The sequence below is a fragment of the Cupriavidus sp. WS genome, assembly GCF_000395345.1.
GTDB lineage: Bacteria > Pseudomonadota > Gammaproteobacteria > Burkholderiales > Burkholderiaceae > Cupriavidus > Cupriavidus basilensis_B.
In genome coordinates this window covers 1-23,354 of record NZ_AQPL01000096.1, presented here as the reverse complement: position 1 = coordinate 23,354, position 23,354 = coordinate 1, and the positions used below count along the sequence as shown (strand labels likewise).

At 69.8% G+C, this 23,354-nt stretch carries 19 protein-coding genes; 17 read left to right on the top strand and 2 right to left on the bottom strand.

Annotation, left to right across the window (positions count from 1 at the left end):
* Window positions 1-194: 194 nt before the first annotated feature.
* The 10 genes from K206_RS0109530 to K206_RS0109485 all read left to right on the top strand — a co-directional run bounded on the left by K206_RS0109530 (window position 195) and on the right by K206_RS0109485 (window position 10,226).
* A complete protein-coding gene (locus K206_RS0109530; protein WP_029043417.1) occupies window positions 195-1,181 on the top strand; it encodes a 2-keto-3-deoxygluconate permease in 987 nt (328 codons plus the stop codon).
* Entirely contained in the window at window positions 1,178-2,407 is a 1,230-nt protein-coding gene (locus K206_RS44285) for a four-carbon acid sugar kinase family protein (protein WP_020202185.1), read from the top strand. The genes K206_RS0109530 and K206_RS44285 overlap by 4 nt, the downstream gene beginning before the upstream one ends.
* Window positions 2,408-2,479: 72 nt before the next feature.
* Window positions 2,480-3,481, top strand: a complete 1,002-nt coding sequence (pdxA, locus tag K206_RS44280; protein WP_020202184.1) for a 4-hydroxythreonine-4-phosphate dehydrogenase PdxA — start codon at window positions 2,480-2,482, stop codon at window positions 3,479-3,481.
* A gap of 77 nt (window positions 3,482-3,558) precedes the next feature.
* The gene (locus K206_RS0109515; RefSeq protein WP_020202183.1) at window positions 3,559-4,338 is read left to right on the top strand and encodes a DeoR/GlpR family DNA-binding transcription regulator; all 780 of its coding nucleotides are present in this window, start codon (window positions 3,559-3,561) and stop codon (window positions 4,336-4,338) included.
* 459 nt (window positions 4,339-4,797) lie between these two features.
* The gene (locus K206_RS0109510) at window positions 4,798-5,781 is read left to right on the top strand and encodes an ABC transporter substrate-binding protein (protein WP_155888015.1); all 984 of its coding nucleotides are present in this window, start codon (window positions 4,798-4,800) and stop codon (window positions 5,779-5,781) included.
* Between the two features lie 35 nt (window positions 5,782-5,816).
* Window positions 5,817-6,584: an ABC transporter permease gene (locus tag K206_RS0109505; RefSeq protein ID WP_020202181.1), complete on the top strand. Its 768-nt coding sequence runs from the start codon at window positions 5,817-5,819 to the stop codon at window positions 6,582-6,584.
* Between the two features lie 3 nt (window positions 6,585-6,587).
* On the top strand, window positions 6,588-7,406 hold the full coding sequence (locus K206_RS0109500) for an ABC transporter ATP-binding protein (RefSeq protein ID WP_020202180.1): 819 nt from the start codon (window positions 6,588-6,590) through the stop codon (window positions 7,404-7,406).
* Window positions 7,407-7,413: 7 nt separating this feature from the next.
* Complete coding sequence (locus K206_RS37875; RefSeq protein ID WP_020202179.1) at window positions 7,414-8,694, top strand: amidase; 1,281 nt, start codon at window positions 7,414-7,416, stop codon at window positions 8,692-8,694.
* Complete coding sequence (locus K206_RS0109490; RefSeq protein WP_196812858.1) at window positions 8,687-9,430, top strand: sulfite exporter TauE/SafE family protein; 744 nt, start codon at window positions 8,687-8,689, stop codon at window positions 9,428-9,430. The genes K206_RS37875 and K206_RS0109490 overlap by 8 nt, the downstream gene beginning before the upstream one ends.
* A 10-nt stretch (window positions 9,431-9,440) precedes the next feature.
* Window positions 9,441-10,226, top strand: a complete 786-nt coding sequence (locus K206_RS0109485) for an IclR family transcriptional regulator (RefSeq protein ID WP_020202177.1) — start codon at window positions 9,441-9,443, stop codon at window positions 10,224-10,226.
* A 68-nt stretch (window positions 10,227-10,294) separates the two neighbouring features.
* Here K206_RS0109485 and K206_RS0109480 read toward each other — a convergent pair whose 3' ends face one another.
* Window positions 10,295-11,269, bottom strand: coding sequence for a tripartite tricarboxylate transporter substrate binding protein (locus tag K206_RS0109480; protein WP_029043416.1), 975 nt, complete (start codon window positions 11,267-11,269; stop codon window positions 10,295-10,297).
* Window positions 11,270-11,657: 388 nt separating this feature from the next.
* Between K206_RS0109480 and K206_RS0109475 the strand changes: the two genes are divergently transcribed.
* From K206_RS0109475 to K206_RS0109460, 4 genes are all read left to right on the top strand, one after another.
* Window positions 11,658-13,529 (top strand): CocE/NonD family hydrolase, encoded by a 1,872-nt coding sequence (locus K206_RS0109475; protein WP_020202175.1) that lies wholly within the window; start codon window positions 11,658-11,660, stop codon window positions 13,527-13,529.
* A 69-nt stretch (window positions 13,530-13,598) separates the two neighbouring features.
* Entirely contained in the window at window positions 13,599-14,585 is a 987-nt protein-coding gene (locus tag K206_RS0109470) for a LysR substrate-binding domain-containing protein (protein WP_020202174.1), read from the top strand.
* A gap of 500 nt (window positions 14,586-15,085) precedes the next feature.
* A complete protein-coding gene (locus K206_RS0109465) occupies window positions 15,086-16,033 on the top strand; it encodes a tripartite tricarboxylate transporter substrate binding protein (RefSeq protein ID WP_020202173.1) in 948 nt (315 codons plus the stop codon).
* A gap of 81 nt (window positions 16,034-16,114) precedes the next feature.
* On the top strand, window positions 16,115-17,872 hold the full coding sequence (locus tag K206_RS0109460) for a gamma-glutamyltransferase family protein (protein WP_020202172.1): 1,758 nt from the start codon (window positions 16,115-16,117) through the stop codon (window positions 17,870-17,872).
* Between the two features lie 96 nt (window positions 17,873-17,968).
* On the opposite strand, the gene purU is transcribed toward K206_RS0109460, so the two are convergent.
* Window positions 17,969-18,859: a formyltetrahydrofolate deformylase gene (gene purU / locus K206_RS0109455; protein WP_052165831.1), complete on the bottom strand. Its 891-nt coding sequence runs from the start codon at window positions 18,857-18,859 to the stop codon at window positions 17,969-17,971.
* Between the two features lie 264 nt (window positions 18,860-19,123).
* On the opposite strand from purU, the gene K206_RS0109450 reads away from it, so the two are divergent.
* From K206_RS0109450 to K206_RS0109440, 3 genes are all read left to right on the top strand, one after another.
* Window positions 19,124-21,574, top strand: coding sequence for an FAD-dependent oxidoreductase (locus K206_RS0109450; RefSeq protein ID WP_029043414.1), 2,451 nt, complete (start codon window positions 19,124-19,126; stop codon window positions 21,572-21,574).
* Window positions 21,575-21,636: 62 nt separating this feature from the next.
* The gene (locus tag K206_RS0109445) at window positions 21,637-22,386 is read left to right on the top strand and encodes an electron transfer flavoprotein subunit beta/FixA family protein (RefSeq protein ID WP_029043413.1); all 750 of its coding nucleotides are present in this window, start codon (window positions 21,637-21,639) and stop codon (window positions 22,384-22,386) included.
* Window positions 22,386-23,327, top strand: coding sequence for an electron transfer flavoprotein subunit alpha/FixB family protein (locus tag K206_RS0109440; RefSeq protein WP_029043412.1), 942 nt, complete (start codon window positions 22,386-22,388; stop codon window positions 23,325-23,327). Before K206_RS0109445 ends, K206_RS0109440 begins: the two co-directional genes overlap by 1 nt.
* Window positions 23,328-23,354: the final 27 nt, after the last annotated feature.

Here is a 23,354-nt window from a genome sequence, read left to right as displayed (position 1 = left end):
CGGCCGTCCCCCGGACGGCCGCGCTCGCTTCGGCTCCGGGCGCCGTCCGCATCGTCCGGCCAAAATGATCGATTCAATCACAATTTGTGATTGAACTAGTCAAAATTCGCGCACTGTCCTAGAATTCCGGTCACACGATGATTGAATCGATCATCGTCAACACGACTGATACGCACAAAAAGCGACAGGAGACAATGATGCAGATACGAATCAAGCGCGCGATCGAGCGCGTTCCCGGCGGCATGATGATCGTGCCGCTGCTGATCGGCTCCCTGGTGGCGACGTTCGCGCCCGACACACCCAAGTTCTTCGGCTCGTTCACCGGCGCGCTGTTTACCGGCGCGCTGCCGGTGCTGGCGGTGTTCTACGTCTGCATGGGCGCGAGCATCAATATCAAGGCCACGCCCTACATCCTCAAGAAGGGCGGCGTGCTGTTCGGCACCAAGGTCGGCACCGCCGTGCTGCTCGGCGTGATCCTGGGCCATTTCCTCGGCGAATCGCCGGTTTCCGCGGGCGTGTTCGCCGGCCTGTCGACGCTCGCCGTGGTGGCCGCCATGAACGACACCAACGGCGGCCTGTACATGGCGCTGATGGGGCAATACGGACGCCCCGAGGACGTGGGCGCCTACAGCATCATGTCGCTCGAATCGGGGCCGTTCCTGACGATGGTGACGCTGGGCGTGGCCGGGCTGGCCGCGTTCCCCTGGCCGACGATGGTCGGCAGCATCCTGCCGCTGCTGCTGGGCATGCTGCTCGGCAACCTGGACCGCGAGATGCGCGACTTCCTCTCGCGCGCGGTGCCGGTCATGATCCCGTTCTTCGCGCTGGCCCTCGGCGCCAGCCTCGACCTGCACAAGGTGTGGCAGGCCGGCATGCTCGGCATCGGCCTGGGCATCGCGGTGGTGGCCATCACCGGGACCACGCTCTACCTGGCCGACCGCCTGAGCGGCGGCAACGGCGTGGCGGGCGTGGCGGCGGCCAGCACGGCCGGCAACGCCGCCGCGGTGCCGACCCTGATCGCGGCGGCCAATCCGGTCTACACCGAGGCCGCCAAGAGCGCCACGCTGCTGGTTGCCGCGTGCGTGGTGGTGACGGCGATCCTGACCCCGGTGCTGACCGCCTGGGTGGCCCGGCGCGGCGCGCTGGCGGCACCCGCGGGCGCCGCGCGGAGCGCGCCGTGAGCTGGCTCGTCATCGCCGACGACCTGTCCGGCGCGGCCGACTGCGCGATCGGGTTCACGTCGCCCAGCACCAGCACGGTCGTGACGCTCGACGCCCACGCCGGCCCCGCGTTCCAGGCCGACGTGATCGCGGCCGACGTCGACAGCCGGCGCCAGGACCCGGCCACCGCCGCGGCGCGCAACGTCGCCGCCTGGAACCGCTTCGGCGGCGCCGGACGGCGCCTGTACAAGAAGATCGATTCCACGCTGCGCGGCAACTGGGCGGCGGAAACCGCGGCGCTGCAGCGCGTCGCCGGGCTGGCCATCGTCGCGCCGGCGTTCCCGGACGCCGGCCGCACCCTGCGCGACGGCTGCGTGTACGTGCATGGCGAGCCGCTCGAAACCACCGACATCTGGCGCCTGGAAGGGCTCGCCGGCCGCGCGGACGTCACCGCGCTGCTGGCCGCGCAGGGCCTGCGCGCCGAACGGCTGGAGACCGGCGGCGCCATGCGCTGCGCCGACACCCTGCGCGACCGCCTCGCCGCGCTGGCCCGCCAGGGCGTGCAGGCGGTGATCTGCGACGCGCAGACGCAGGACGATCTCGACAGGCTCGCGGCCGCCAGCGCGGACCTCGGCGTGCCGGCCTTCTGGGTCGGCTCGGGCGGCATGGCGCGCGCGCTGTCGGCCGGCGACGCGCACACGCGGGCGGCGCAGGCAAGCCACGGCAACGCGCCGCTGCCGCCCGTGCGCGGCCCGGTGCTGACGCTGGTGGGCAGCCTGTCGGGCGTCTCGGCGCGGCAGGCGGCGTGCCTGTGCGAGCGCGGCCAGGTCGAAAGCGTGGTGATCCCGCCGCAGGTGCTGCGCGCCGGCCCCGCGCATGCGGACTGGGCCCGCTGGCAGGACCGCGTGGCGCTGCCGCTGCTCGCCGGGCACGACGTGCTGGCCGGCATCGGCCGCGACGAACACTTCAGCGCGGACGAAGGCCCGCGCCTGAGCGCGGCCCTGGCCAGCCTGATCGCGCCGCATTTCCATTGCGTGGGCAGCCTGATCGCCACCGGCGGCGAGACCGCGCGCGCGATGCTGGAAGCCGCCGGAATCCGCGCGCTGGCGCTGGTGCGCGAGATCGAGCCCGGCGTGCCGCTCTCGAAGACGCTCGGCGGGCCGGCCCGGCGCGTAGTGACCAAGGCCGGCGCGTTCGGCAGCGAGGCCGCGCTGTGGCTCGCATGGCAGGCCGTGCGCGAGGCCTGAGCCGCGCGCGCGGGACGACCAGACAATGACCCCCGGTTGGCGTCGACGCCAACCACGAACCTGAAGCGAAACATGAGCGATTACCTCCCCATCATCGGCATCACCATGGGCGATGCCAGTGGCGTCGGGCCTGAAGTGATCATGAAGAGCCTGGCGCACGCCAGCGTCTACGCCCAGTCGCGCCCGCTCGTCATCGGCGACGCCAGGCGGCTCGAGCTGGCCGGCAAGCTGGTCGGCAGCCCGCTCGCCGTGCGCGCGATCGACAACCCGGCCCAGGCGCAATACGCGCAAGGCACGGTGGACTGCATCGACCTCGGCCTGATTCCGGCCGACCTGCCGTTCGGCAAGCTCTCGCCGGTCGCCGGCGACGCCGCGTTCCGCTATATCGAGCGGGCCGTGGCGCTGACGCAGCAGGACCAGATCGACGCCATCTGCACCGCGCCGCTGAACAAGGAAGCGCTGCACGCGGGCGGCCACAAGTTCCCGGGCCACACCGAGATGCTGGCGCACCTGACCGGCACGCCGGAAGTGTCGATGATGCTGGTGGCGCCGAACCTGCGCGTGATCCACGTGACCACCCACATCGGCCTGCTCCACGCGATCCGCAAGATCGACACCGGGCTGGTGCAGCGGACCATCGAGCGCGGCCACGAGACGCTGGTGCGCGCCGGCATCGCCGAGCCGCGCATCGGCGTGTGCGGCATCAACCCGCACGCGGGCGAGAACGGGCTGTTCGGCTGCGGCGAGGAAGAAGAGAAGATCATTCCCGCGGTGCTGGCGCTGCGCGAGCGCGGCTGGAACGTGGAAGGCCCGCTGCCGGCCGACACCCTGTTCTTCCGCGCCGGGCGCGGCGATTTCGACCTGGTGGTGGCGATGTACCACGACCAGGGCCACGGCCCGGTCAAGGTGCTGGGCCTGGAAGCGGGCGTCAACATCACCGTGGGGCTGCCGGTCATCCGCACCTCGGTCGACCACGGCACCGCGTTCGACATCGCCGGCAAGGGCATCGCCGACGAGCGCAGCCTGCTCGAGGCGCTGCGCCAGGGCGCGGAGCTGGCCACGCGCCGGGGCTGAGCGGCGGCGCGGGCGGACGGCGCCGGTGGCTGTATGATTTCGCTTTGCCCGCCACCTTGCCGATGCCCCCGCCGCCAATGAACGCCGCCGATCGCCGCCGTGCCATCCTCGAACTCGTGCTGTCAGGCAGCGAATCGAGCGTCGAGCAGCTTACCGGCAGCCTCGGCGTGTCCGAAGCCACGGTGCGCCGCGACCTCGCCGCGCTCGCGCGCGAGGGCCGCATCGTGCGGACCTACGGCGGCGCCGCGGCGCTCACGCAGATCGGCGCGCACGAGCCGGAAACCCCGCTGGAAGAGCGCAACGTCATCCAGCGCGCGCAGAAAGAGGCCATCGCGGCCGTCGCCGCCGGCTTCGTCCACGACGGCGACGCCATCCTGCTCGACAGCGGCAGCACCGCCACCGCGCTGGCGCGGCAACTGGCCGCGCGCGCGGACCTGCACGTCTACACCACCAACCTGCTGGTGGTCGGCGCGCTGGCCGGCGTGCCCGGCATGCGCATCACGCTGGTCGGCGGCGACGTGCGCCCGTCCAGCATGGGCACCATCGGCCCGCTGGCGCAGATGACGCTGGCGCGCATCAGCGTGGACAAGGCCTTCCTCGGCGCCGACGGCGTGGTGGCGGGCGTCGGCCTGTGCGAGGCCACGGCCGAGCAGGCCTACCTGAAGGAGTGCATCGTGCGCCAGTCGGCCGAGATCTTCGTGCTGGCGGACGCCACCAAGCTCGGCCGCGCGCGCCAGCAGCACTGGACGCCGCTCGAGCGGCCGTGGACGCTCGTCACCGACGACGGCGCCTCCGCGGCGCAGCTCGAAGCGTTCCGCGCGCTCAAGCACGTGCGCGTGGCGCTCGCGCCGGCCTGACGGCGGCCGGTCCACGGCCGGTCCGCTCCGCGTCCGCCCGCGCCGCGGCTGGCGCGGGCAGTCCCGGCGCGTCTTCGCTTCTTCGCTTCTTCCCGATGGCCGCCGCCCGCGCGGCCCGCTCATCCGCGTAGAGAACCCAACCAGAACCCAACCGGCAGGATCGCCCGTTCCGCCCATTCCACCTGTTCCGCCTGTTTCACCCATTGCGCCCGTTTCGCGGCGCGCCACGGCCCGCCGCGCCCCACGCGCCAGCATCCCGCCCCAGAAACGGGCCTGCGGGCGGGCCCGCATTCCCGCTTTCGGCGCACGGCGCCGGTTTCCCCCGCCGTTCCGGCGATTTCTCGGGTTGGCCCGACTCTTGCGTATTGAAATTCAAATTTTAGAGACGTATCGTCCCGAAAATTTGAATTTCCACTCAACATTTGCGCACGCCCCAGAAACCGTGCGCCAGGAGTCCGCATGTTTCTCCGTTCCATGACCCGCCGCGCACGTGCCGTTCTGGGCCTGGCGCTGATCGCCACCAGCTTGTCGGCCGGCGCCGCCCAGGTCGTCAACATCGGCGTCCAGCCCGCCACCCAGCCGATCTACATCGCCAAGGCGGCCGGCTACCTGGCGCCGCTGGAGGCCAAGTACGACGTCAAGTTCGAATTCCACAGCTTCCCCTACGGCGCGCCGGAGAACCAGGCGATGGCGGCCGGCAATCTCGACCTCGCCTCGGCGGGCATGGGGCCGGCGGTGGTCGCGTCGGCGCGGCTGCCGGTCAAGCTGCTCGGCATCACCATCCTGGAGCAGACCGCCATCGTGGTCCCCTCCGACTCGCCGGTCCACACGATCGCCGATCTCAAGGGCAAGCGCATCGCCTACCCCGGCGAGGGTTCCCAGCAATATCCGCTCCTGCTCAACGCCCTGCAGAAGGCGGGCCTGAAGGTGGCGGACGTGCAGTTGTTCAAGACCTCCGGCTCGCAGGTCGGCACGCTGGTCGAGCAGCACAGCGTGGACGCCGGCATCACCTGGGACCCGCATATCTCGGTGGCGCTCGCCGGCGGCAAGACCCGCGTGCTGCTGAAGGCCGAGAAGATCCTGCCGCTCAAGAACGGCCATTACGTCGGCGACGGCTTCTACGGCCGCACCGAGTTCATCGATGCCCATCCCGACCTGGTGCGCGACATCATGGCCGCGCAGATCCGCGCCATCAAGCTCATCAACAAGACGCCGCAGAAGGCCGTGGAGATGTGGAGCAAGGAAATCGGCTTCCCGCCCAAGGTGATCGAGTATTCGCTCAAGGAAGGCATCTCGGTGTACTCGACCGACATGGTGCCTGACGCGCAGACCATGAAGGTCTACGCCTCGTTCCTCAAGCAGGCGGCGATCCTGCAGGACGGCGACGAGCCCAAGCTCGCGCCCGAGCCCGCGCGCCAGGCGCTGGCGGCCGAGAAGCCCTGATTCCCCTTTTCCACTTTCCTTCAGAGGAGAAGCCGATGGCTTCGTTTTTCCGGTCGGCGGCGAGCCGCGTGTTCCCTTACCTCGCCGCGATGCTCGCGGTGGTGCTGGTGTGGGAGCTCGTGGTCGTGCTGACCCATCCGAGTCCGGCGGTGCTGCCGTCGCCGGAGCTGACCGCGCGCACGCTGTACGGCCTGTTCGCGTCGGGCACGATCTTCCGCGACATCGGCGCCAGCCTCGGCCGGGTGCTGGCCGCCTGGCTGCTGGCGGCGTGCCTGGCGATTCCGCTCGGCCTGCTGCAGGGCACGCGGCCGCGGCTGGCGCGCGTGCTGGAGCCGCTGGTGGAGCTGTTCCGGCCGATCTCGCCGCTGGCGTGGATCCCGATGGCGATCCTCTGGTTCGGCATCGGCGAGGCGGGCAAGGTGTTCATCATCTTCATCGCCACCTTCTTCCCGATCCTGCTCAACACGGTGTCGGGCGTCAAGGCGGTCGATCCGGTGCTGGTGCGCGCCGGCCGCGTGCTGGGCTGCAATTCGGACGCGCGGCTGTTCTGGCAGGTGATCCTGCCCGCCGCCATGCCGACCATCCTGGTCGGCCTGCGCATCTCGTTCGGCATCGGCTGGGCCGCGATCATCGCCGCGGAGCTGGTCGCGGCCAACAAGGGGCTGGGCTACCTGATCGCCAACGGCATGGAGATCCTGCGCTCGGACCAGGTGCTGGCGGGCATGGTCATCATCGCGTTGCTGGGCATTCTCATCGACACCGGCTTTCGCATTCTCGGCCAGCGGCTGGGCTTCAAGGAGTAAGACATGGACCGCACTGCGGCCGCCGCGCCCCGCGAGGGCGTGGCCATCAACAACGTTTCCAAGCTGTACTACACGCGCGCGGGCGACGCCGTCGAGGCGCTGCGCCCGGTCTCGCTGGACATCGCCGCGGGCGAGTTCGTCGCGCTGATCGGCCCGTCGGGCTGCGGCAAGAGCACGCTGCTCAATATCGTGGCCGGCTTCGAGGCGCCCAGCGCCGGCTCGGTGCTGGTCGACGGCGACAAGGTCGTGCGGCCCGACATGCGGCGCGGCATGGTGTTCCAGCAGTACGCGCTGTTCCCGTGGCTCAGCATCCGCGACAACATCGCCTTCGGCCTGCGCCAGCAGGGCATGCCGCGCAAGGAGCGCGAGGCGGTGGCCAACCGCTACCTCGAACTGGTGGGGCTGGCCGAGTTCGGCGACGCGCGCCCCGACGCGCTCTCCGGCGGCATGAAGCAGCGCGTGGCGCTGGCGCGGGTGTTCGCCACCGAGCCGAGCACGATCCTGATGGACGAGCCGTTCGGCGCGCTCGACGCGCTCACGCGCGGCTTCCTGCAGCAGGAGCTGCTGCGCATCTGGCGCGAGCACCGCAAGACGGTGCTGCTGGTGACGCACTCGGTGCAGGAGGCGCTGTTCCTGGCCACGCGCGTGGTGGTCATGACCAGCCGGCCCGGGCGCATCAAGCTCGACCAGCGCGTGGACCTGCCCTACCCGCGCGCGCTCGCCACGCCCGGCTTCCGCGAACTGGAGGCCAATATCCTGACCGCGCTCGACGACGAGCTGCGCAAGACCTACGGCAGCGCGCCGGCGATGGTATCGGACTGACCACGACATGCTTTCCCAAGATTCATTCCAGCCCGCGCCGGCCAGCGTGCGCGAGCGCATCGCCGCCACGCTGGTGCGCGCGCGCCAGCGCGACCGCACGCTGCACGCCTTCATCGAGCTCGATGCCGCGCGCGCCGCGCGCCGCGCGGCGGAACTCGACGCCCTGCCGCCGCGCGCGCGCGGCCCGCTGCACGGCATGCCCGTGGCCGTGAAGGAGATCATCGACATGGCCGGCGCGCTGTGCGCGTGGGGCTCACCGCTGCACGCGGGGCGCCGGCCCGCGCACGATGCGCTGCTGGTACAGCGCCTGGCCGCGGCCGGCGCGGTGCCGGTCGGCGTCACCGCCTCCACCGAATACGCGCTGGCCGCGGCCGCCGCGACCGTGCATCCGCGCGACGCGCGGCGCTCGCCGGGCGCGTCCTCGAGCGGCTCCGCCGCGGCGGTCGGCGCCGGGCTGGTGCCGCTCGCGCTCGGCACGCAGACCATCGGCTCGGTCATCCGCCCCGCGGCCTATTGCGGCGTGGTGGGGTTCAAGCCGAGCTTCGGGCGCTATCCCACCGATGGCATCCTCTGCCTCTCGGCGCGGCTCGACCACGCCGGCGTGCTGGCCGCGCGCGTGGCCGACGTGATCGCCGCGGACGCGGTGCTGGCCGGCATCGCCGCGCCGGCGTCGCTGCCAACGGCAGCGCATGGCGCCACCCCCGCGCTGCGCGTGCTGCAGCCGTGGTTCGGCGAGGAAGTATCCGCGGCGGTGTCGTCGACGCTCGACGGCGCATACCAGCGCCTGCGCGGCGCCGGCTTCGGCCTCGCGCCGCTGTCGGTGGACGCCGGCATCGCCGCCGCCGAGACCGGCCTGACCGACACGCTGCTGACCTTCGAGCTGGCCCGGCGCCACGGCGCCGCGCTGCGCGCGGCACCCGACAAGGTGTCGGCGAAGCTGCTGGCGATGGCCGAGCGCGGCGCGCGCGTGAGCGAGGCGCGCTTCGACGAAGCCGTGCGCGAGCAGGCCGCGCTGTCGGCGCGCCTCGACGCCATGCTGCGCCCCGGCGAGATCGCGCTGGCGCCGGCCACGGTGGGCACCGCGCCGCTGCTGCCGGAGGGCTCCGGCTCGCGCGCGCCGCAGCGGCTGTGGACGCTGGCCGGCATGCCGGCGCTGACGCTGCCGGCGGGCACGCACGGCGGCCTGCCGGTGGGCCTGCAACTGATCGGCCGCCGTGGCGAGGATGCGGCGCTGCTGGCCGCCGCCGCGCGCATCGAAGCCGTGCTCGGCGCCGCGTCTCATGGCTAGCCCGGCCTGGATGCCGCTGGCGGCGACCACCCTGATCGTGTTCTCGGGCACGCTCGTGCGGGCGGTCTCGGGGCTCGGCTTCTCGCTCGTCGCCGTGCCGCTGCTGTCGCTGGTCTGGACGCCGGCCCAGGCCGTGGCCATCGCCGTGCTGTTCCAGACGCTGAGCGCGCTGCCGCTGGTCGCGGCCGAATACCGCAACATCGACTGGCGCCTGCTCGCGCGCATCTGCGCGGGCGGGCTGGCCGGCATGCTGCCCGGGCTCGCCCTGCTGCAATGGCTGCCCGAGCCCGCGATGCGCGTGGCGCTGGCGGCCATCCTGCTGCTGTCGGTGGCGCTCATCGTGGTGGGGCGGCGCTTGATCCGCAACATGACGCCGGCGCGCATCCTGCTGGTGGGCCTGTGCGCCGGCGTCGCGCAGGGCATGGCCGGGGTGTCGGGGCCGCCGCTGATGGCGGGCCTGATGGCAATGCCCGGGCTCGACCCGCGTACCATCCGGCTCACCGCCACCTCGGTGTTCCTGATCCTCGGGCTGGTGTCGGTCGCCACGCTGGGGTGGCATGGCGCCTTCGGCGTCATGGCGCCGGGCAGCTACGCGATCGCCACCGCGGGCATGGTGGGCGGCCATCTGGCCGGGGAACGGCTGTTCGCGCTGGCCGGCGCGGCCGGCTTCCGCCGTTACGTATTGCTGGTATTGTTCGCGTCCGCGCTGCTGACGCTGGCGCCTTTGTGGCGATAGGATCTTGTTGATGATGGATATGGAAGACCAGGAGCGCGCCCGCACCACGGGTTCGGCGCTCGAAAAGGCGGTGGGCATCCTGGAGACGCTGGGAGAGCAGGTGCGCGGCCTGAGCCTGGCCGAACTGGCCGAATTCACCGGCATGCCGAAGCAGACCGTGCACCGCATCGTGCGCCAGCTCGAGGAGCTGGACCTGCTCGCGCGCGAGGCCGGCGGCGACCGCTTCATCTTCGGCGCCCGCCTGCGCCAGCTCGGCGTGGCGGCGCTGTCGGCGCCGCGCCAGTCGCTGGCCACGCGCCAGATCCTCACCGAGCTGGTGGACGAGATCGGCGAGACCTGCAACATCGGCGTGCTCGACGGGGAGGAAGTCCTGTACGTCGACCGCGTCGAATGCCACTGGCCGCTGCGCGTGCAGCTGCGCCCGGGCAGCCGCGTGCCGTCCCACTGCACCGCGATCGGCAAGCTGCTGCTCGCCCACCTGTCCGGCGCGCAGCGCCGCGAGCTGCTGCCGCGCCTCGCGCTGACCGCCTACACGCGCAATACGCTCGCCACCGTGCCGGCGCTCGAAGCCGCGCTGGCGCAGATCCGCAGCCAGGGTTACGCCATCAACCAGGAGGAAGACTCGCTCGGCCTCAACGCGATGGCGGTGCCGGTGCGCGACGCGGCGGGCAAGGTGCTGGCGGGACTCGCGGTCCACGCGCCCAGCGCGCGGCTGCCGCTCGACGAGATGCTGGCCCGGCGCCCGCTGCTGGAGGCCGCGGCCGGCCGGGTGGCGTCGGTGCTGTTCAACGCCTGAGCGCCCGGCGCGCGCGACGCGAGGCAGCGCGCGTCGACGCGAAGCGCGGGCGCCCCCCGCGCGCCGCGTCACGAACTCTGGATGCCCCGCTTGCGGATGAAGTCGCCCCAGACCTTCGACTCGGACACGGCGCGCTGCCTGATGGCCTCGGCCGAGCCCACGACCGGGAAGAGGTAGAGCGAAGCCAGCTTTGCCTTGATCTGCGGGTCCGCCAGCGCGGACTGCACGGCGGCGTTCAGGCGGGTCACGACCTTCGGGTCCATGCCGGCCGGGCCCACCAGCGCGTACCAGCTCGGCATGAGCGGCGCGTCGATGCCGGCCTCCTTCAGCGTCGGCACGTTCGGCAGCTCCTTGACGCGGTGCGGCCCGACGATCGCGACCGGCACCACCGTCCCTCCCGTCACCTGCGGCAGCGCCGCGCCGAGCACGCTGACCATCGCATCCACCTCGCCCGCCACCACGCCGGTCAGCGCCGGACCGGAGCCCTTGTAGGCGACGTGGGTCATCTTCAGGTCCAGCTTGTCCGCCACCACTTCCATCGCCAGGTGCGTGGAGTTGCCGACGCCGGCGCTGCTGAACGTCAGTCCGCCCGGCTTCTGCCGGGCCTTGTCGATGAAGCTCCGCGCCGACGTGATGCCGCTGGCCTTGCTGGCCACCAGCACGAATGGCGTGTCGACGACCGGCGAGATGAACGTGTAGTCCTTCTGCGGGTTGTACGGCAGCGACGCATACAGGTGCGGGTTGAAGCTGATCTGCGACACGCCCGTGAGCAGCACGGTATAGCCATCCGGCTGCGCCTTGGCGACCGTGCTCATGGCGACGATGCCGTTCGCGCCCGGCCGGTTGTCGACGACGATGGTCTGCCCGAGGTCCTGCGACAGGCGGTCGGAAAGCAGCCGCGCCACGACGTCGCCGCCCGAGCCCGCGGACTGCGGCACGATCATCCGGATCGGCCGGCTCGGAAACGCATCCTCGGCCTGCGCGGCGCCATGACACATGGCCGCCGAGGCAATGAACGCAGAAGCAATCAAACGTCGGTACATCAACACTCTCCCATCGAAGCGAAGCCAATCACGGAATTTTCATAGCGATGGTATGGATACGCACGCCGAACAACCAATACGGATTGTCGATGCCAACATAGGCAAAGGCTATGCCCCCGGGAAACCATGACGCGCCTGCCCGGCGGTGGGGCACGGACGCGCCATTGCAATGCAGCCCCGCGGCGCGGCGCACAGAACGAGTGCGCGAATGCGCGAGGCCAGTCATGCTCCGGCGCGCGGGCGCCCACGAAACCGCATCGTCATAGGACCAGCCTATGACCGGATCGGAATTTCGTCTTTCCGGATGGCGCGCCGCGCTCCGTACCATGACTGCCGTCATCCCGGGCCCTCCCCGGGCCCTCGGCCCTCACGCAAGAGCGCACAAGTCATGTCCGACATCGATACCCGCGGCAACGCGTGGCTGACGCCACCGTCCGCCTACCTGGCAAGCCGCCCGTCCACCTTCTCCGTTCCGGCCCGCCCGGCGTCGCGCTACCTGCCGATGCGGGACGGCTGCCGCCTCGCCGCCGACATCTACGTCCCGCAGCCGCTGCCGGGCCAAGCCGCGCCGCGGACGTTCCCGACCGTCGTCATCTTCACGCCGTACTACCGGCGCTTCCGCCTGTCGGGCGCGGGCGCCGAGCCCAGCCCCAATACCGCGAAGTACCGCGACGCATTCGTGCCCAGGGGCTATGCGGTCGTGGTGGTGGACGTGCGCGGCACCGGCGCGAGCTTCGGCACGCGCGACGCGCTGCGCTCGCCCACCGAGCGCGACGACTATTACGAAGTGGCCGAATGGATCGCCGGCCAGCCCTGGTCGAACGGGAAGATCGGCTCCACGGGCATTTCCTACCTGGGCGCCGCCGCGTGCTTTCTCGCCAGCACGGGCCACCCCGCGGTCAAGGCGATCGCGCCGCTGTTCTCGGTGTCCGACATCTACAGCGAGCAGCTCTATCCGGGCGGCATGCTGTCCAAGGTCTGGGTGGAAGCCTACGACGAGCTGATGCTCGCGCTAGACCAGGACCGCCGCGACCTGGTGGCCGGGTTTCCTTATTTCGACGACCCGCGCTTCGCGGGCCCCGAGCGCTGCGACGAGGACGTGGACGGCACGCTCGTCGCGGCGGCCATCGCCGAGCACCGCAACAACTTCACGCTGGCCGACCTGGCGCCGGAATTCGCCTTCCGCGACGGCGCGGCGTTCCACGACGCGTCGCTCGACTCGGGAAGCTGCAGCCCCTATCGCTACCTCGACGGCATCGCGCCGGACGTGTCGGTGTATTCGATCTCGGGCTGGTACGACGGCGGCGGCTACGCCAACGGCGCCATCACGCGCTTTCTCTCGCTGCCGTCGAACGACAGCCGCCTGCTGCTGGGCCCGTGGGACCACGGGGCGCGCACCAACGTCTCGCCGTGGCGCCATCATGCCGCGTCGGATTTCCCGCTGCTGGGCGAAGTCCTGCGATTCTTCGATCACCACCTGCTCGGCCTGCCGACCGGCCTCGAACGCGAAGCCCGCGTGCACTACCACAGCATCCACGACGACCGCTGGCAGCCGGCGGACACGTGGCCGCCGGCGCCGGATGCCACGCGGCTCTACCTGGCCGGGGACGGCACGCTTGCCGACACGCCGGCGCCCGCGCCGACGGAAGTGCGCGTCCAGGTCAGCTTCGACTGGACCACCGGCCGGCAGACGCGCTACGAGCGCCTGGGCGCGCTCAACATCGAGGACTACTACGCCGACTGGGGCCGGCGCGAAGCCGCGCTGCCCCACTTCGATTCCGCGCCGCTGGCGTCGCCGCTGGCGATCGCCGGCCATGTGGTGGCCCATCTCCGCGTGGCGTCGTCGCAGCCCGACGCGGCGCTTTTCGTCTATCTGTCGGAGGTGGAGGCGAACGGCACGGTCCGCTACATCACCGAGGGCATGCTGCGCGCGTCCCACCGGAAGCTGGAGCCGTGCCCCGCGGAGTACCGCACCACGTGGCCATATCGCGCGCACCGCCGCGCCGAGGCCGAGCTCCTGACGCCCGGCGCCGCCGTGCCGCTCACGTTCGCGCTCCTGCCGGTGGCGTGGACGCTGGCGGCCGGCAGCCGCCTGCGCGTGTCCGTCGCCGGGGCCGACCGCGGCCATTTCCCGCCGGTTCCGCTCGGCCGCCCGCCGCTGCTGACCCTGACGATGGGCGGCGGCGAAGGTTGCCATCTCGACGTGCCGGTGGCGGATCCTGCCGCGGGTCCCGCCGACGACCCTGCCGGCGGGCGCTAGCGCCGGCCCGATGCCCGCCCGCCACCCGAGGTGCTAGAGTGGGCATCCGTCCTTCCCTCCGTCCCCGTCATGGACTTCCGGCAGCTTCGCTATTTCGCGCGCATCGTCGAACTCGAGAGCATCACCGCGGCAGCCGATGCGCTGCATATCGCCCAGCCGTCGCTGAGCCAGCACGTGGTCAACCTCGAAGCCGAACTGGGCGCGAAGCTGCTGGTGCGCGGACCGTTCGGCGCGCGCCCCACCGAGACCGGCCAGATCCTGTACCGGCATGCCAAGATGGTCCTGCGCCAGATGGAGGAAGCGCACGCCGCCGTGCGCCACGGACGCGACGTGCCGTCGGGCCACGTCCGGGTCGGCCTGCCCACCAGCACCTCCCGCGTGCTGGCCGTGCCGCTGCTGCAATTCGTCAGCGGCAGCGTCCCCGACGTGACCGTCGAGATCGTCGAGGGCAGCAGCGCCGACCTGGCGGAACTGGTGACGGCGCAGAAGCTCGATCTCTGCATCGCGATGGATGCCCAGCAGCGTCCCAACATGCATCTGGTGCCGCTGCTCGACGAAGACCTCATGGCCGTCGGCCCCGCCCCGGCGCAGCGCGACACGGCGCTGACGCTGGCTGAAATGGCGGCGCTGCCGTTGCTGCTGCCGAGCTTTCCCAATTCGATCCGGGTGCTGACGGACCGGGCGTTCGTCGCCGCCGGACTCGAACTCAAACTCGTGGCGGAAACCAGCGCGACCTCGGTCCTGCTTGCCGCGGTCCGCGCCGGCATGGGATGGACGATCCTGCCGTGGAGCGCGCTGGCGACCGAGCACCCGGACGCATTCGCCTGCGTGCCGATTTCCGATTCGTCGCTGGTGCGGCGCGTGTTCCTGTGCGTGGCGGGCTCCGCGCGCCTGAGCCTGGCCTGCAAGACCGTGGAAGACGCCCTGCTCCGGCTGATCGGCGAGGCCATCGCCACGCGCACCTGGAAAGGCGTCAGCCCGCTGAGCCGCCTGCTGGGCCAGCGCGGCGAGGGCAACGAGGGCGGCGAGGGCAACGGGGACGGCGGGGGCGGCTAGCCCGGCGCGTTGCCGCGGATGCGCCGGCCTCGCCGCGCAGCGAAAGCGCACGCTTCGCGCCCCGCATCTCCACCCGGGCCGCGCGCATGGGGACGCCATTCGTGCCATAGCCACGGCGCAAGACCTTCCCGCCCACGCGCGGTGAACCGGTTCGCCCCGCCGATGATCCGCGAGAGAATCGCGCGCGCCGCATGCCGCGCCACATGCCGCGCGGACATGCCCGCCGGCCGTCACGACGCCCGCGCCCGACGGGCGCCGTTCCGCCATTGCCGCACGGCGGCGGGCGCCCGCGCACGTCCCCCGGCCCCGGTTTGGTGCGGCATGACGAAAAAAACCAACATATCAGCACGCTATTTGAGAAAAAAACGTGGCATAATTTTTGCACAGAAAACTTGAGTACACAGAATTTCTCTTGTACTTCCAGGTAGCTCACACCTGGCTGCGTCCGTTCAGATTGGCTACGTTGAAGGAGCTTCACGATGCGGTCCCCAGTTTTCCAGATGTTGTCCAGCATTCTCCTAGGCCTCACCCTCGGGCTCGCGGGCCAGGCGTGGTCGGCAAGCGGCGTGCCGCTGCGGCTCATCGTGCCCTACCCCGCCGGGGGACCCACCGATATCGTTGCCCGGACCGTCGCGCCGGCCTTGGGCGCGGCGCTCGACCAGACGGTGATCATCGACAACCGCGCCGGCGCGAGCGGCTCGATCGGGGCCGGCACGGTGGCGCGCTCGGCCCCGGACGGCAACACGCTGCTCCTGAACACCTCGATCCATACCATCCTTCCGCATCTGACCAAGGTGCCGAACGACGCGATCAAGGACTTCACGCCGCTCGCGCAGGTCAACAGCATTCCGTTCGTGCTGGTCGCAAACAAGGATCTGCCATACAAGACCGTGCCGGAGCTCATCGCTTACGCAAAGGCGCATCCGGGGCAGATCAACTTCGCCACCAACAGCGCGGGGTCTGCCTCGCATATGGCTGCGGAGCTGTTCGCGCGGGCCGCGGGCATCGAGATGCGGCACATTCCCTACAAGGGGAGTGCCCCGGCCCTTACCGACCTCGTGGGTGGCCAGGTGCAGATCATGTTCGAGCAGGGCCCCTCGGTCGCGCCCTTCCTGAAGAGCGGCCAGCTCCGCGCGCTTGCCGTCACGAGCCCCGCCCGCACGCTGAACAATCCCGAGCTTCCCACATTGGCGGAACTCGGCCTCAAGGATTTCAGCTACTCGAACTGGCAGGGCATCTGGGGCCCCGCGGGCCTCCCGCCCAACGTGACGAAACGCCTGATCGACGCGCTGCAGAAGGCCCTGACCCAGCCCGAGGTGCAGCAGAAGCTCCGCGCGCTCGGCACGGAGCCCGCCAACCGGTACGGCAGCGATTTCGAGACGTTCGTGAAACAGCAGTTTGACCAGCAAGGTACCCTGATCAAGAGCGCGGGTATCAAGATCGAATGATGGCCGTCACCGGCTGTTTTTCCTGTTCGAATTCCCGTCATCGAAGCCCGATGCGGGCAGCATGCAAAGGATCGAGGAGCTATGTCGGTTGATTCCGTTTCCCAGTCGGGCTCGAGTGTCGAAAGCGCGTACAAGGCGGGCCGCGCCGTCATTGCCGCGCGCCGCCATTGCGTGTCGACCGGCCACTACCTCGCCACCCAGGCTGCCTTCCAGATACTCGAGGCGGGAGGCAACGCCATAGACGCCGGCGTCGCCGCGGGCCTGGTGCTCGGCGTGGTGCACAGCGATCAGGTGAACATCGCGGGCGTCGCGCCGATGATCATCTACCTCGCCAACCGCCGCGAAGTGGTGACGATCGACGGCCTTGGCGTGTGGCCCGCGGCCGCGAGCCTCGAGCACATCAGGAAGGCGCATGGCGGCGAGATCCCCGAGGGCCTCCTCAGAACCGTGGTGCCGGCCGCGCCCGCGGCATTCATCAAGGCGCTCGGCGACTTCGGCACGCTTTCGTTCGGCACGGTCGCTTCTTTCGCCCTGCGCTTCGCCCGCGAAGGCTTCCTGATGTATCCGTTCATGCACGAGCAGTTGCAGATGGTGAAGCACAAGCTCGAGCGATGGCCGTCCAACCGCGACATCTACCTGCCCGGCGGGGATGTCCCCGCGGTGGGGGCGCTTTTCGTCCAGAGCGACCTTGCCGGCAGCATCCAGTATCTGATCGACGAAGAGCATGCCGCGCTGGCGCGTGGCGGCAGCCGGCTGGCGGGATTGCAGGCCGCGCGCGACGCCTTCTACAAGGGCGACATCGCGCAGAAGATAACCGGCTACCACGCCGCCCACGGGGGCTGGCTCACGCCCGAGGACATGGCGAACTTCGAGGTGAAGTTCGAACGGCCCGTGGTAACGCGCTACCACGACCTGGAAATCCATGCGTGCGGCTTCTGGTGCCAGGGACCGACGCTGGGCCAGGCGCTGAACCTGCTCAAGGGTTTCGATCTCAAGCAGATGGGGCACAACACCCCGGCCTATATCCACCACGTCGCCGAAGCACTCAAGCTGGTCTTCGCGGACCGGGAGGCATTCTATGGCGATCCGCGATTCAACGACACGCCGGCCGACTGGCTGCTGTCCGACCGCTATGCCGACGAAAGGCGCAAGCTCATCCGCGAGGACCGCGCCTGGCCCGGTCTTCCGCCATCGGGGGCGAACACCCGGCCGGCCGCCAGCGGCGACGCCGGTGGCCAGGCAGGCGGCCCGTTCGATACGTCCTGCGTCACCGTGGTCGACCACGCCGGCAACGCGATCTGCATCGCCCCGAGCGACGTGTGCAGCGACACCCCGGTCATCCCGGGAACGGGCCTCGCGCCATCTTCGCGCGGCTCGCAGTCCTGGGCGCTGAGCGGGCACGCCTCCTGCCTCGCCCCGGGGAAGCGGCCCCGGCTCACGCCAAGTCCGGCCCTGGTCATGCGGCCCGGAAAAATGGTCATGCCCATCGGCAGCCCGGGCGGCGACAGCCAGACGCAGGCCAATATCCAGGTCCTTCTCAATATGGAAGTCTTCGGCATGGATCCGCAGACCGCCATCGAAGCCCCGCGCTTCATCACGTACAGCCATCCGGACTCGTTTTCCCCGCACAAGGCCTTTCCCGGCCGGCTCTGCCTGGAGGGCCGCATCGCGCAGGCCACGGCGCAGGCGCTTTCGGACCTGGGGCATGAGGTGGTCATCTGGCCGGACCGCCTCTGGCGCGCGGGCGGGGTCTGCACGGTGCGGCACGACCTCGAGCGCGGCGTGTACGAGGCCGGCGCGGATCCCCGGCGGGCCGCTTCGTCGGCGCTCGGCTGGTAAGGCCGGGACCGGACGCGCGCGGGGCTTCGGGAGGTCAACCCTTCGGGCTGGCTTCCCGACGCCGGGGCGCGGCAGCCACCGCGGCCCGTTCGTCGCTTACCTGAAGACGACCGTCTTGTTGCCGTTCAGGAATACGCGGCTCTCGATATGGAATTTCACGGCGCGCGCGAGCGCCACCTTTTCGGAGTCCCGTCCGGCCGCGACCAGCAGGTCGGGGCCAAAGACGTGATCGACGCGCTCCACGACCTGTTCGATGATGGGGCCCTCGTCGAGGTCGCCGGTGACGTAGTGCGCCGTTGCGCCGATCAGCTTCACGCCGCGCTCGTATGCCTGGTGATACGGCTTCGCGCCCTTGAACCCGGGCAGGAACGAGTGGTGGATGTTGATCGCTTTGCCGGACAGCGCGCGGCACAGCTCGTCCGACAGCACCTGCATGTAGCGCGCCAGCACCACCAGCTCGCTGCGCGTCTGCGCGACGAGCTGCAGCAGTCTGGCTTCCTGTTCCGACTTCGTCTCGGGCGTCACGGGCAGGACGTGGAACGGGATGTCGTGCCGCTCCACGAGATGCCTGAGGGCCTCGTGGTTCGACACCACCGCGGTGATGGTCATGGGCAGCTCTCCCGTCCGCTGGCGATACAGCAGATCTTCCAGGCAGTGGTCGAACTTCGACACCATCACGAGGACCCGCGCCCGCTCGTCCCGGGACCGCAGGTTCCACTCCATGTCGAAACGTGCCGCGGTCGCCTTGAACGCGTCGCGCAGCTCCTCCAGCGAGGGCGCCGGAGTGGTGTCCGTGCGGAACACGACCCGGGAAAAGTAGCGGCCCTGGTTCTCGTCGTCGTACTGGGCCATCTCCGTGATGTTGCAGCCCCGGTCCGCAAGGAAGTTGCCGATGGCGGCGACGATGCCGCGCGTGCCGGGACACGCCACCTTGAGCACATAGGAGCTGGGGACGGACGCTTGGCGTGCTGGGGAATGGGATTGCATGGGCGTTGGCGGATGAAAGAGGGTTGGTCGGCCGGATTTTTCTGATTCCTTGTGAGAAAAAAATATATCACTAAATTTTTCTTGCGAGAAGTTTTTTGTAGATTTATAGTCATCAAAAGAAATTCTGGACCTGACCAACGCAACATCCGCGCCCGCGGCATGCGCCCGGGGACCGCGTGGAACGGTGCCCGGCAAGGCATCTTCCGGGAGCGCGGCGTGGTGAAGCCTTGCGTCGGGACTTCTCGGAACCACAAGGATCCATTCATGGCAAACAGAGTTCCTGCCCAGGCAGAAGTCGTCATCGTCGGTGGCGGTATCGTGGGATGCTCGATCGCATACCACCTGACCAGGCTCGGCATCACCGATGTCGTCCTGCTCGAGCGCAGGCAACTGACTTGCGGCACGACCTGGCACGCCGCCGGCCTCATCGGCCAGTTGCGGAACAGCCGGCAAATGACGGAGCTGGCAAAGTACACGTCCGACCTGCTCTACGAGCTCGAGCGCGAAACCGGGCAGGCCACCGGCTTCAAGCAGAATGGCTCGATCAGCCTGGCGCTCAATGCGGCCCGCTTCGAAGAGCTCAGGCGCGGCGCGTCGATGGCGAAGAACTTCGGCCTCGATGTGCAGGTCGTCGGCCCGTCCGACATCAAGGGGCTGTGGCCCATGCTCGACCTCAAGGACGCCGTGGGCGGCGTGTTCCTGCCCAAGGACGGGCAGGCAAACCCCACCGACATCACCCAGGCCTTCGCCAAGGGGGCCCGCATGCGCGGCGCCAAGGTCGTGGAGAACCTGAAGGTCGAGAAGCTGCTCGTCGAGAACGGCAAGGCGGTCGGCGTGCAGACCGAAGAAGGCGTCATCAAGGCCGGCACCGTGGTGCTTGCCGCCGGCATGTGGTCCCGGGAACTGGCGGCGCAGGTCGGCGTGTCGATCCCGCTCCATGCCGCGGAGCACTTCTACATCGTGACCGAAGCCATCGACGGCCTGCCCGGCAATCTTCCGGTCCTGCGCGTGCCCGACGAATGCGCCTACTACAAGGAAGACGCCGGGAAACTCCTGCTGGGCGCGTTCGAACCCGTGGCGAAGCCCTGGGGGATGAAGGGCATCCCCGAGGATTTCTGCTTCGATGCCCTGCCCGACGACTTCGACCACTTCGAGCCGATCCTGACGAGCGCCGCGGAGCGGGTTCCCGTCCTGCAGACCACCGGGATCAAGACCTTCTTCAACGGCCCGGAGAGCTTCACGCCCGACGACCGGTATCTGCTGGGCGAAACCGCGGAGGTCAAGGACCTCTTCGTTGCCTGCGGATTCAACTCCATCGGCATCCAGAGCTCCGGCGGCGCGGGCAAGGCGCTCGCCGAATGGATCCGCGACCGCCGGCCGCCGGTCGACCTGTCCGACGTGGACGTGCGCCGCATGCATCCCTTCCAGGGCACGCGAACCTATCTTCGCGAGCGCACGACCGAGACCCTCGGCCTGCTCTACGCGATGCACTGGCCGTTCCGCCAGTTCGAGACCGCCCGCGGCGCCCGCCGCTCGCCGCTGCATGACCGCCTCGTGGCGGCGGGCGCGGTCATGGGCGAAGTGTCCGGCTGGGAACGCGCGAACTGGTATGCCGAGCCGGGCGCGCGGGCGAAGTACGCGTATTCGTGGGGACCGCAGAACTGGTCCGAGAACGCCGCGCGCGAATGCCGCGCGGTCCGCGACGCGGTCGCGCTGTTCGATCAGACGTCGTTCGCCAAATTCCTCGTGCAGGGTCCCGATGCGACGCGGGCGCTGAACCGGATCTCGGTGTCCGATGTCGACGTCCCCGTGGGCAAGATGGTGTACACCCAGTGGCTCAACCCGCACGGCGGCATCGAGGCGGACCTGACCATCACCCGCACCGGTCCCCGGTCCTACCTCGTCGTGACCGCCGGCGCCACGCAGACCAGGGACTTCTCCTGGCTCGAGCGGAACATTCCCGCCGACTGCCGCTGCGTCGCCACCGACGTGTCTTCCGGCATGGCGGTCCTTGGCGTCATGGGGCCGAACGCGCGCGCGCTGTTGCAGAAGGTTTCGGAAGAGGACCTCTCCAACGAGGCGTTCCCCTTCGCCACCTCCCGGGAAATCCAGATCGGATACGCGCGCGTGCGGGCCAGCCGGATCACGTTCGTCGGGGAGCTCGGATGGGAACTCTATATCCCGACCGAGTTCGCCCTGCATGTGTTCGAGACGCTCAGCGCCGCGGGCGGCGAATTCGGCCTCACCCTGGCCGGCTACCACGCCATGAACAGCTGCCGCACGGAGAAGGGCTACCGGCATTGGGGGCATGACCTCACCATCGAGGACAACCCGCTCGAAGCGGGTCTCGGCTTCTGCGTGGCATGGGAAAAGCCGGGCGGCTTCATTGGCGACGACGCCCTGCGGCAGGCCAGGGCGGCCGGTCCGCTCAAGAGGCGGCTGGTCCAGTTCCAGCTGGCGGACCCGGGCAAGCTTCTCCATCACGAAGAACCGATCTGGTGCGATGGCAGGATCGTCGGCTCGATTACCTCCGGCATGTTCGGACACCGCCTCGGCGCCTCGCTGGGCATGGGGTATGTGACGAACCCCGACGGCGTCACCGCGGACTGGCTCGCGCGGAACACCTTCGAGATCGAAGTGGCGTGGCAGCGCATCCCCGCACAGGCGAGCCTGTCGCCCTTCTACGACCCCAGGAACCTGCGCATCAAGTGCTAGGGAACAGCCTCGATCCACGTACTCAACCTACTCAACGTATTCCACGTATGACGGTGCAACAGATGAAAGTCCTGGTTGGCGTGAAGAGGGTGGTGGACTTCAACGTGAACGTCCGTGTCAGGTCCGACCGCTCCGGCGTGGACACCGACAACGTCAAGATGTCCATCAACCCGTTTGACGAAGTGGCCGTGGAGCAGGCCGTGCGCCTCAAGGAGGCCGGCGCCGCCGCCGAGGTCATCGTCTTCTCCGTGGGCCCCGACCGCGCGGCCGAGACGATACGCACGGCCCTGGCGATGGGCGCGGATCGCGGAATCCTGGTGCAGACGGACCAGGCCACGGAACCGCTGGCCGTGGCGAAGGTGATCGCGGCCCTGGTAGCGCGGGAAGCGCCGCGGCTCGTGCTCCTGGGGAAGCAGGCCATCGACGACGACTGCAACCAGACCGCGCAGATGGCGGCCGGGCTGCTGGGATGGCCTCAAGGCACGTCGGCCTCGGCATTGCGCCTTGCCGGGGATGTCCTGCAGGTCACGCGAGAGGTCGACGCGGGCACCGAGGAACTCGAACTGGCGTTGCCGGCGGTGGTCTCCGTGGACCTGCGCCTCAACGATCCCAGGCATGCGTCGCTGCCGAGCATCATGAAGGCCAGGAAGAAAGAGATCGCGTCCGTGACGCCGGACAGCCTCGGTGTCGACGTGGCGCCGCGCCTGTCCGTCCTGGAAGTGCGCCCGCCGGAAGAACGCAAGGCCGGACGGAAAGTCCGCGGCGTTGCCGAACTGGTCAGTGAAATCAGCGCCGTTCTGGAGGACGCATGATGGCCGCACTCGTCTTTGCCGAGACCGGCGCGGGAGGACTGAATCCCGCCGCGCGCAACGCCGTCACTGCCGCGCGGCAGATGAGCGCCGACGTCGATATCCTGGTCTGCGGCGCGGACTGCCGCGCGGCGGCCGGGCAGGCGGCGCATCTCCAGGGCGTTCGGCGCGTCCTCCAGGCGCAGGCGCCGTCGCTGGCGAACCAGCTTCCCGAGGACGTGGCGCCGCTGCTCGTGACGCTTGCCGCCGATTACGACTACATCGTCGCCGCCGCGACCAGCGCCGGCAAGAATGTCCTTCCCAGGGCGGCCGCGCTGCTCGACGTCTCGCAGATTTCGGAGATCAGCGCGGTCGTCTCTCCCGATACGTTCGAGCGCCCGGTCTACGCGGGCAATGCCAACGCCGTGGTGCGCTCGGCCGACGCGAAAAAGGTCGTCACCGTCCGCGCCACCAGATTCGCCCCGGCGGGCCAGTCCGACGTCGCCGCCGAGATCGTCCCGCTGTCGTGGAACGAAGGCCCGGGACTCGCGAAGTTCATCCGCGGCACCGCGACGACGAGCGGCCGTCCGGAACTCACCACGGCCTCGGTCGTGGTGTCCGGGGGACGCGGCATGGCCTCCAGGGAGAACTTCCGGCTGCTGGAGTCCCTCGCGGACAAGCTCAACGCGGCGATAGGCGCTTCGCGCGCGGCGGTCGATGCCGGCTTCGCGCCCAGCGACGCGCAGGTGGGGCAGACCGGGAAGGTCGTCGCCGCGGACCTGTACATTGCCGTCGGCATCTCAGGCGCGATTCAGCACCTCGCCGGCATGAAGGATTCGAAGACCATCGTGGCCATCAACAAGGATGCCGACGCGCCCATCTTCCAGGTGGCCGACATCGGCCTGGTGGGCGATCTGTTTGACGTCTTGCCTGCCCTGACGCAGGCGCTGGACGCCGCGGGCTAGCGGGGCGGGGAAGGGGTGGGGAAGGGG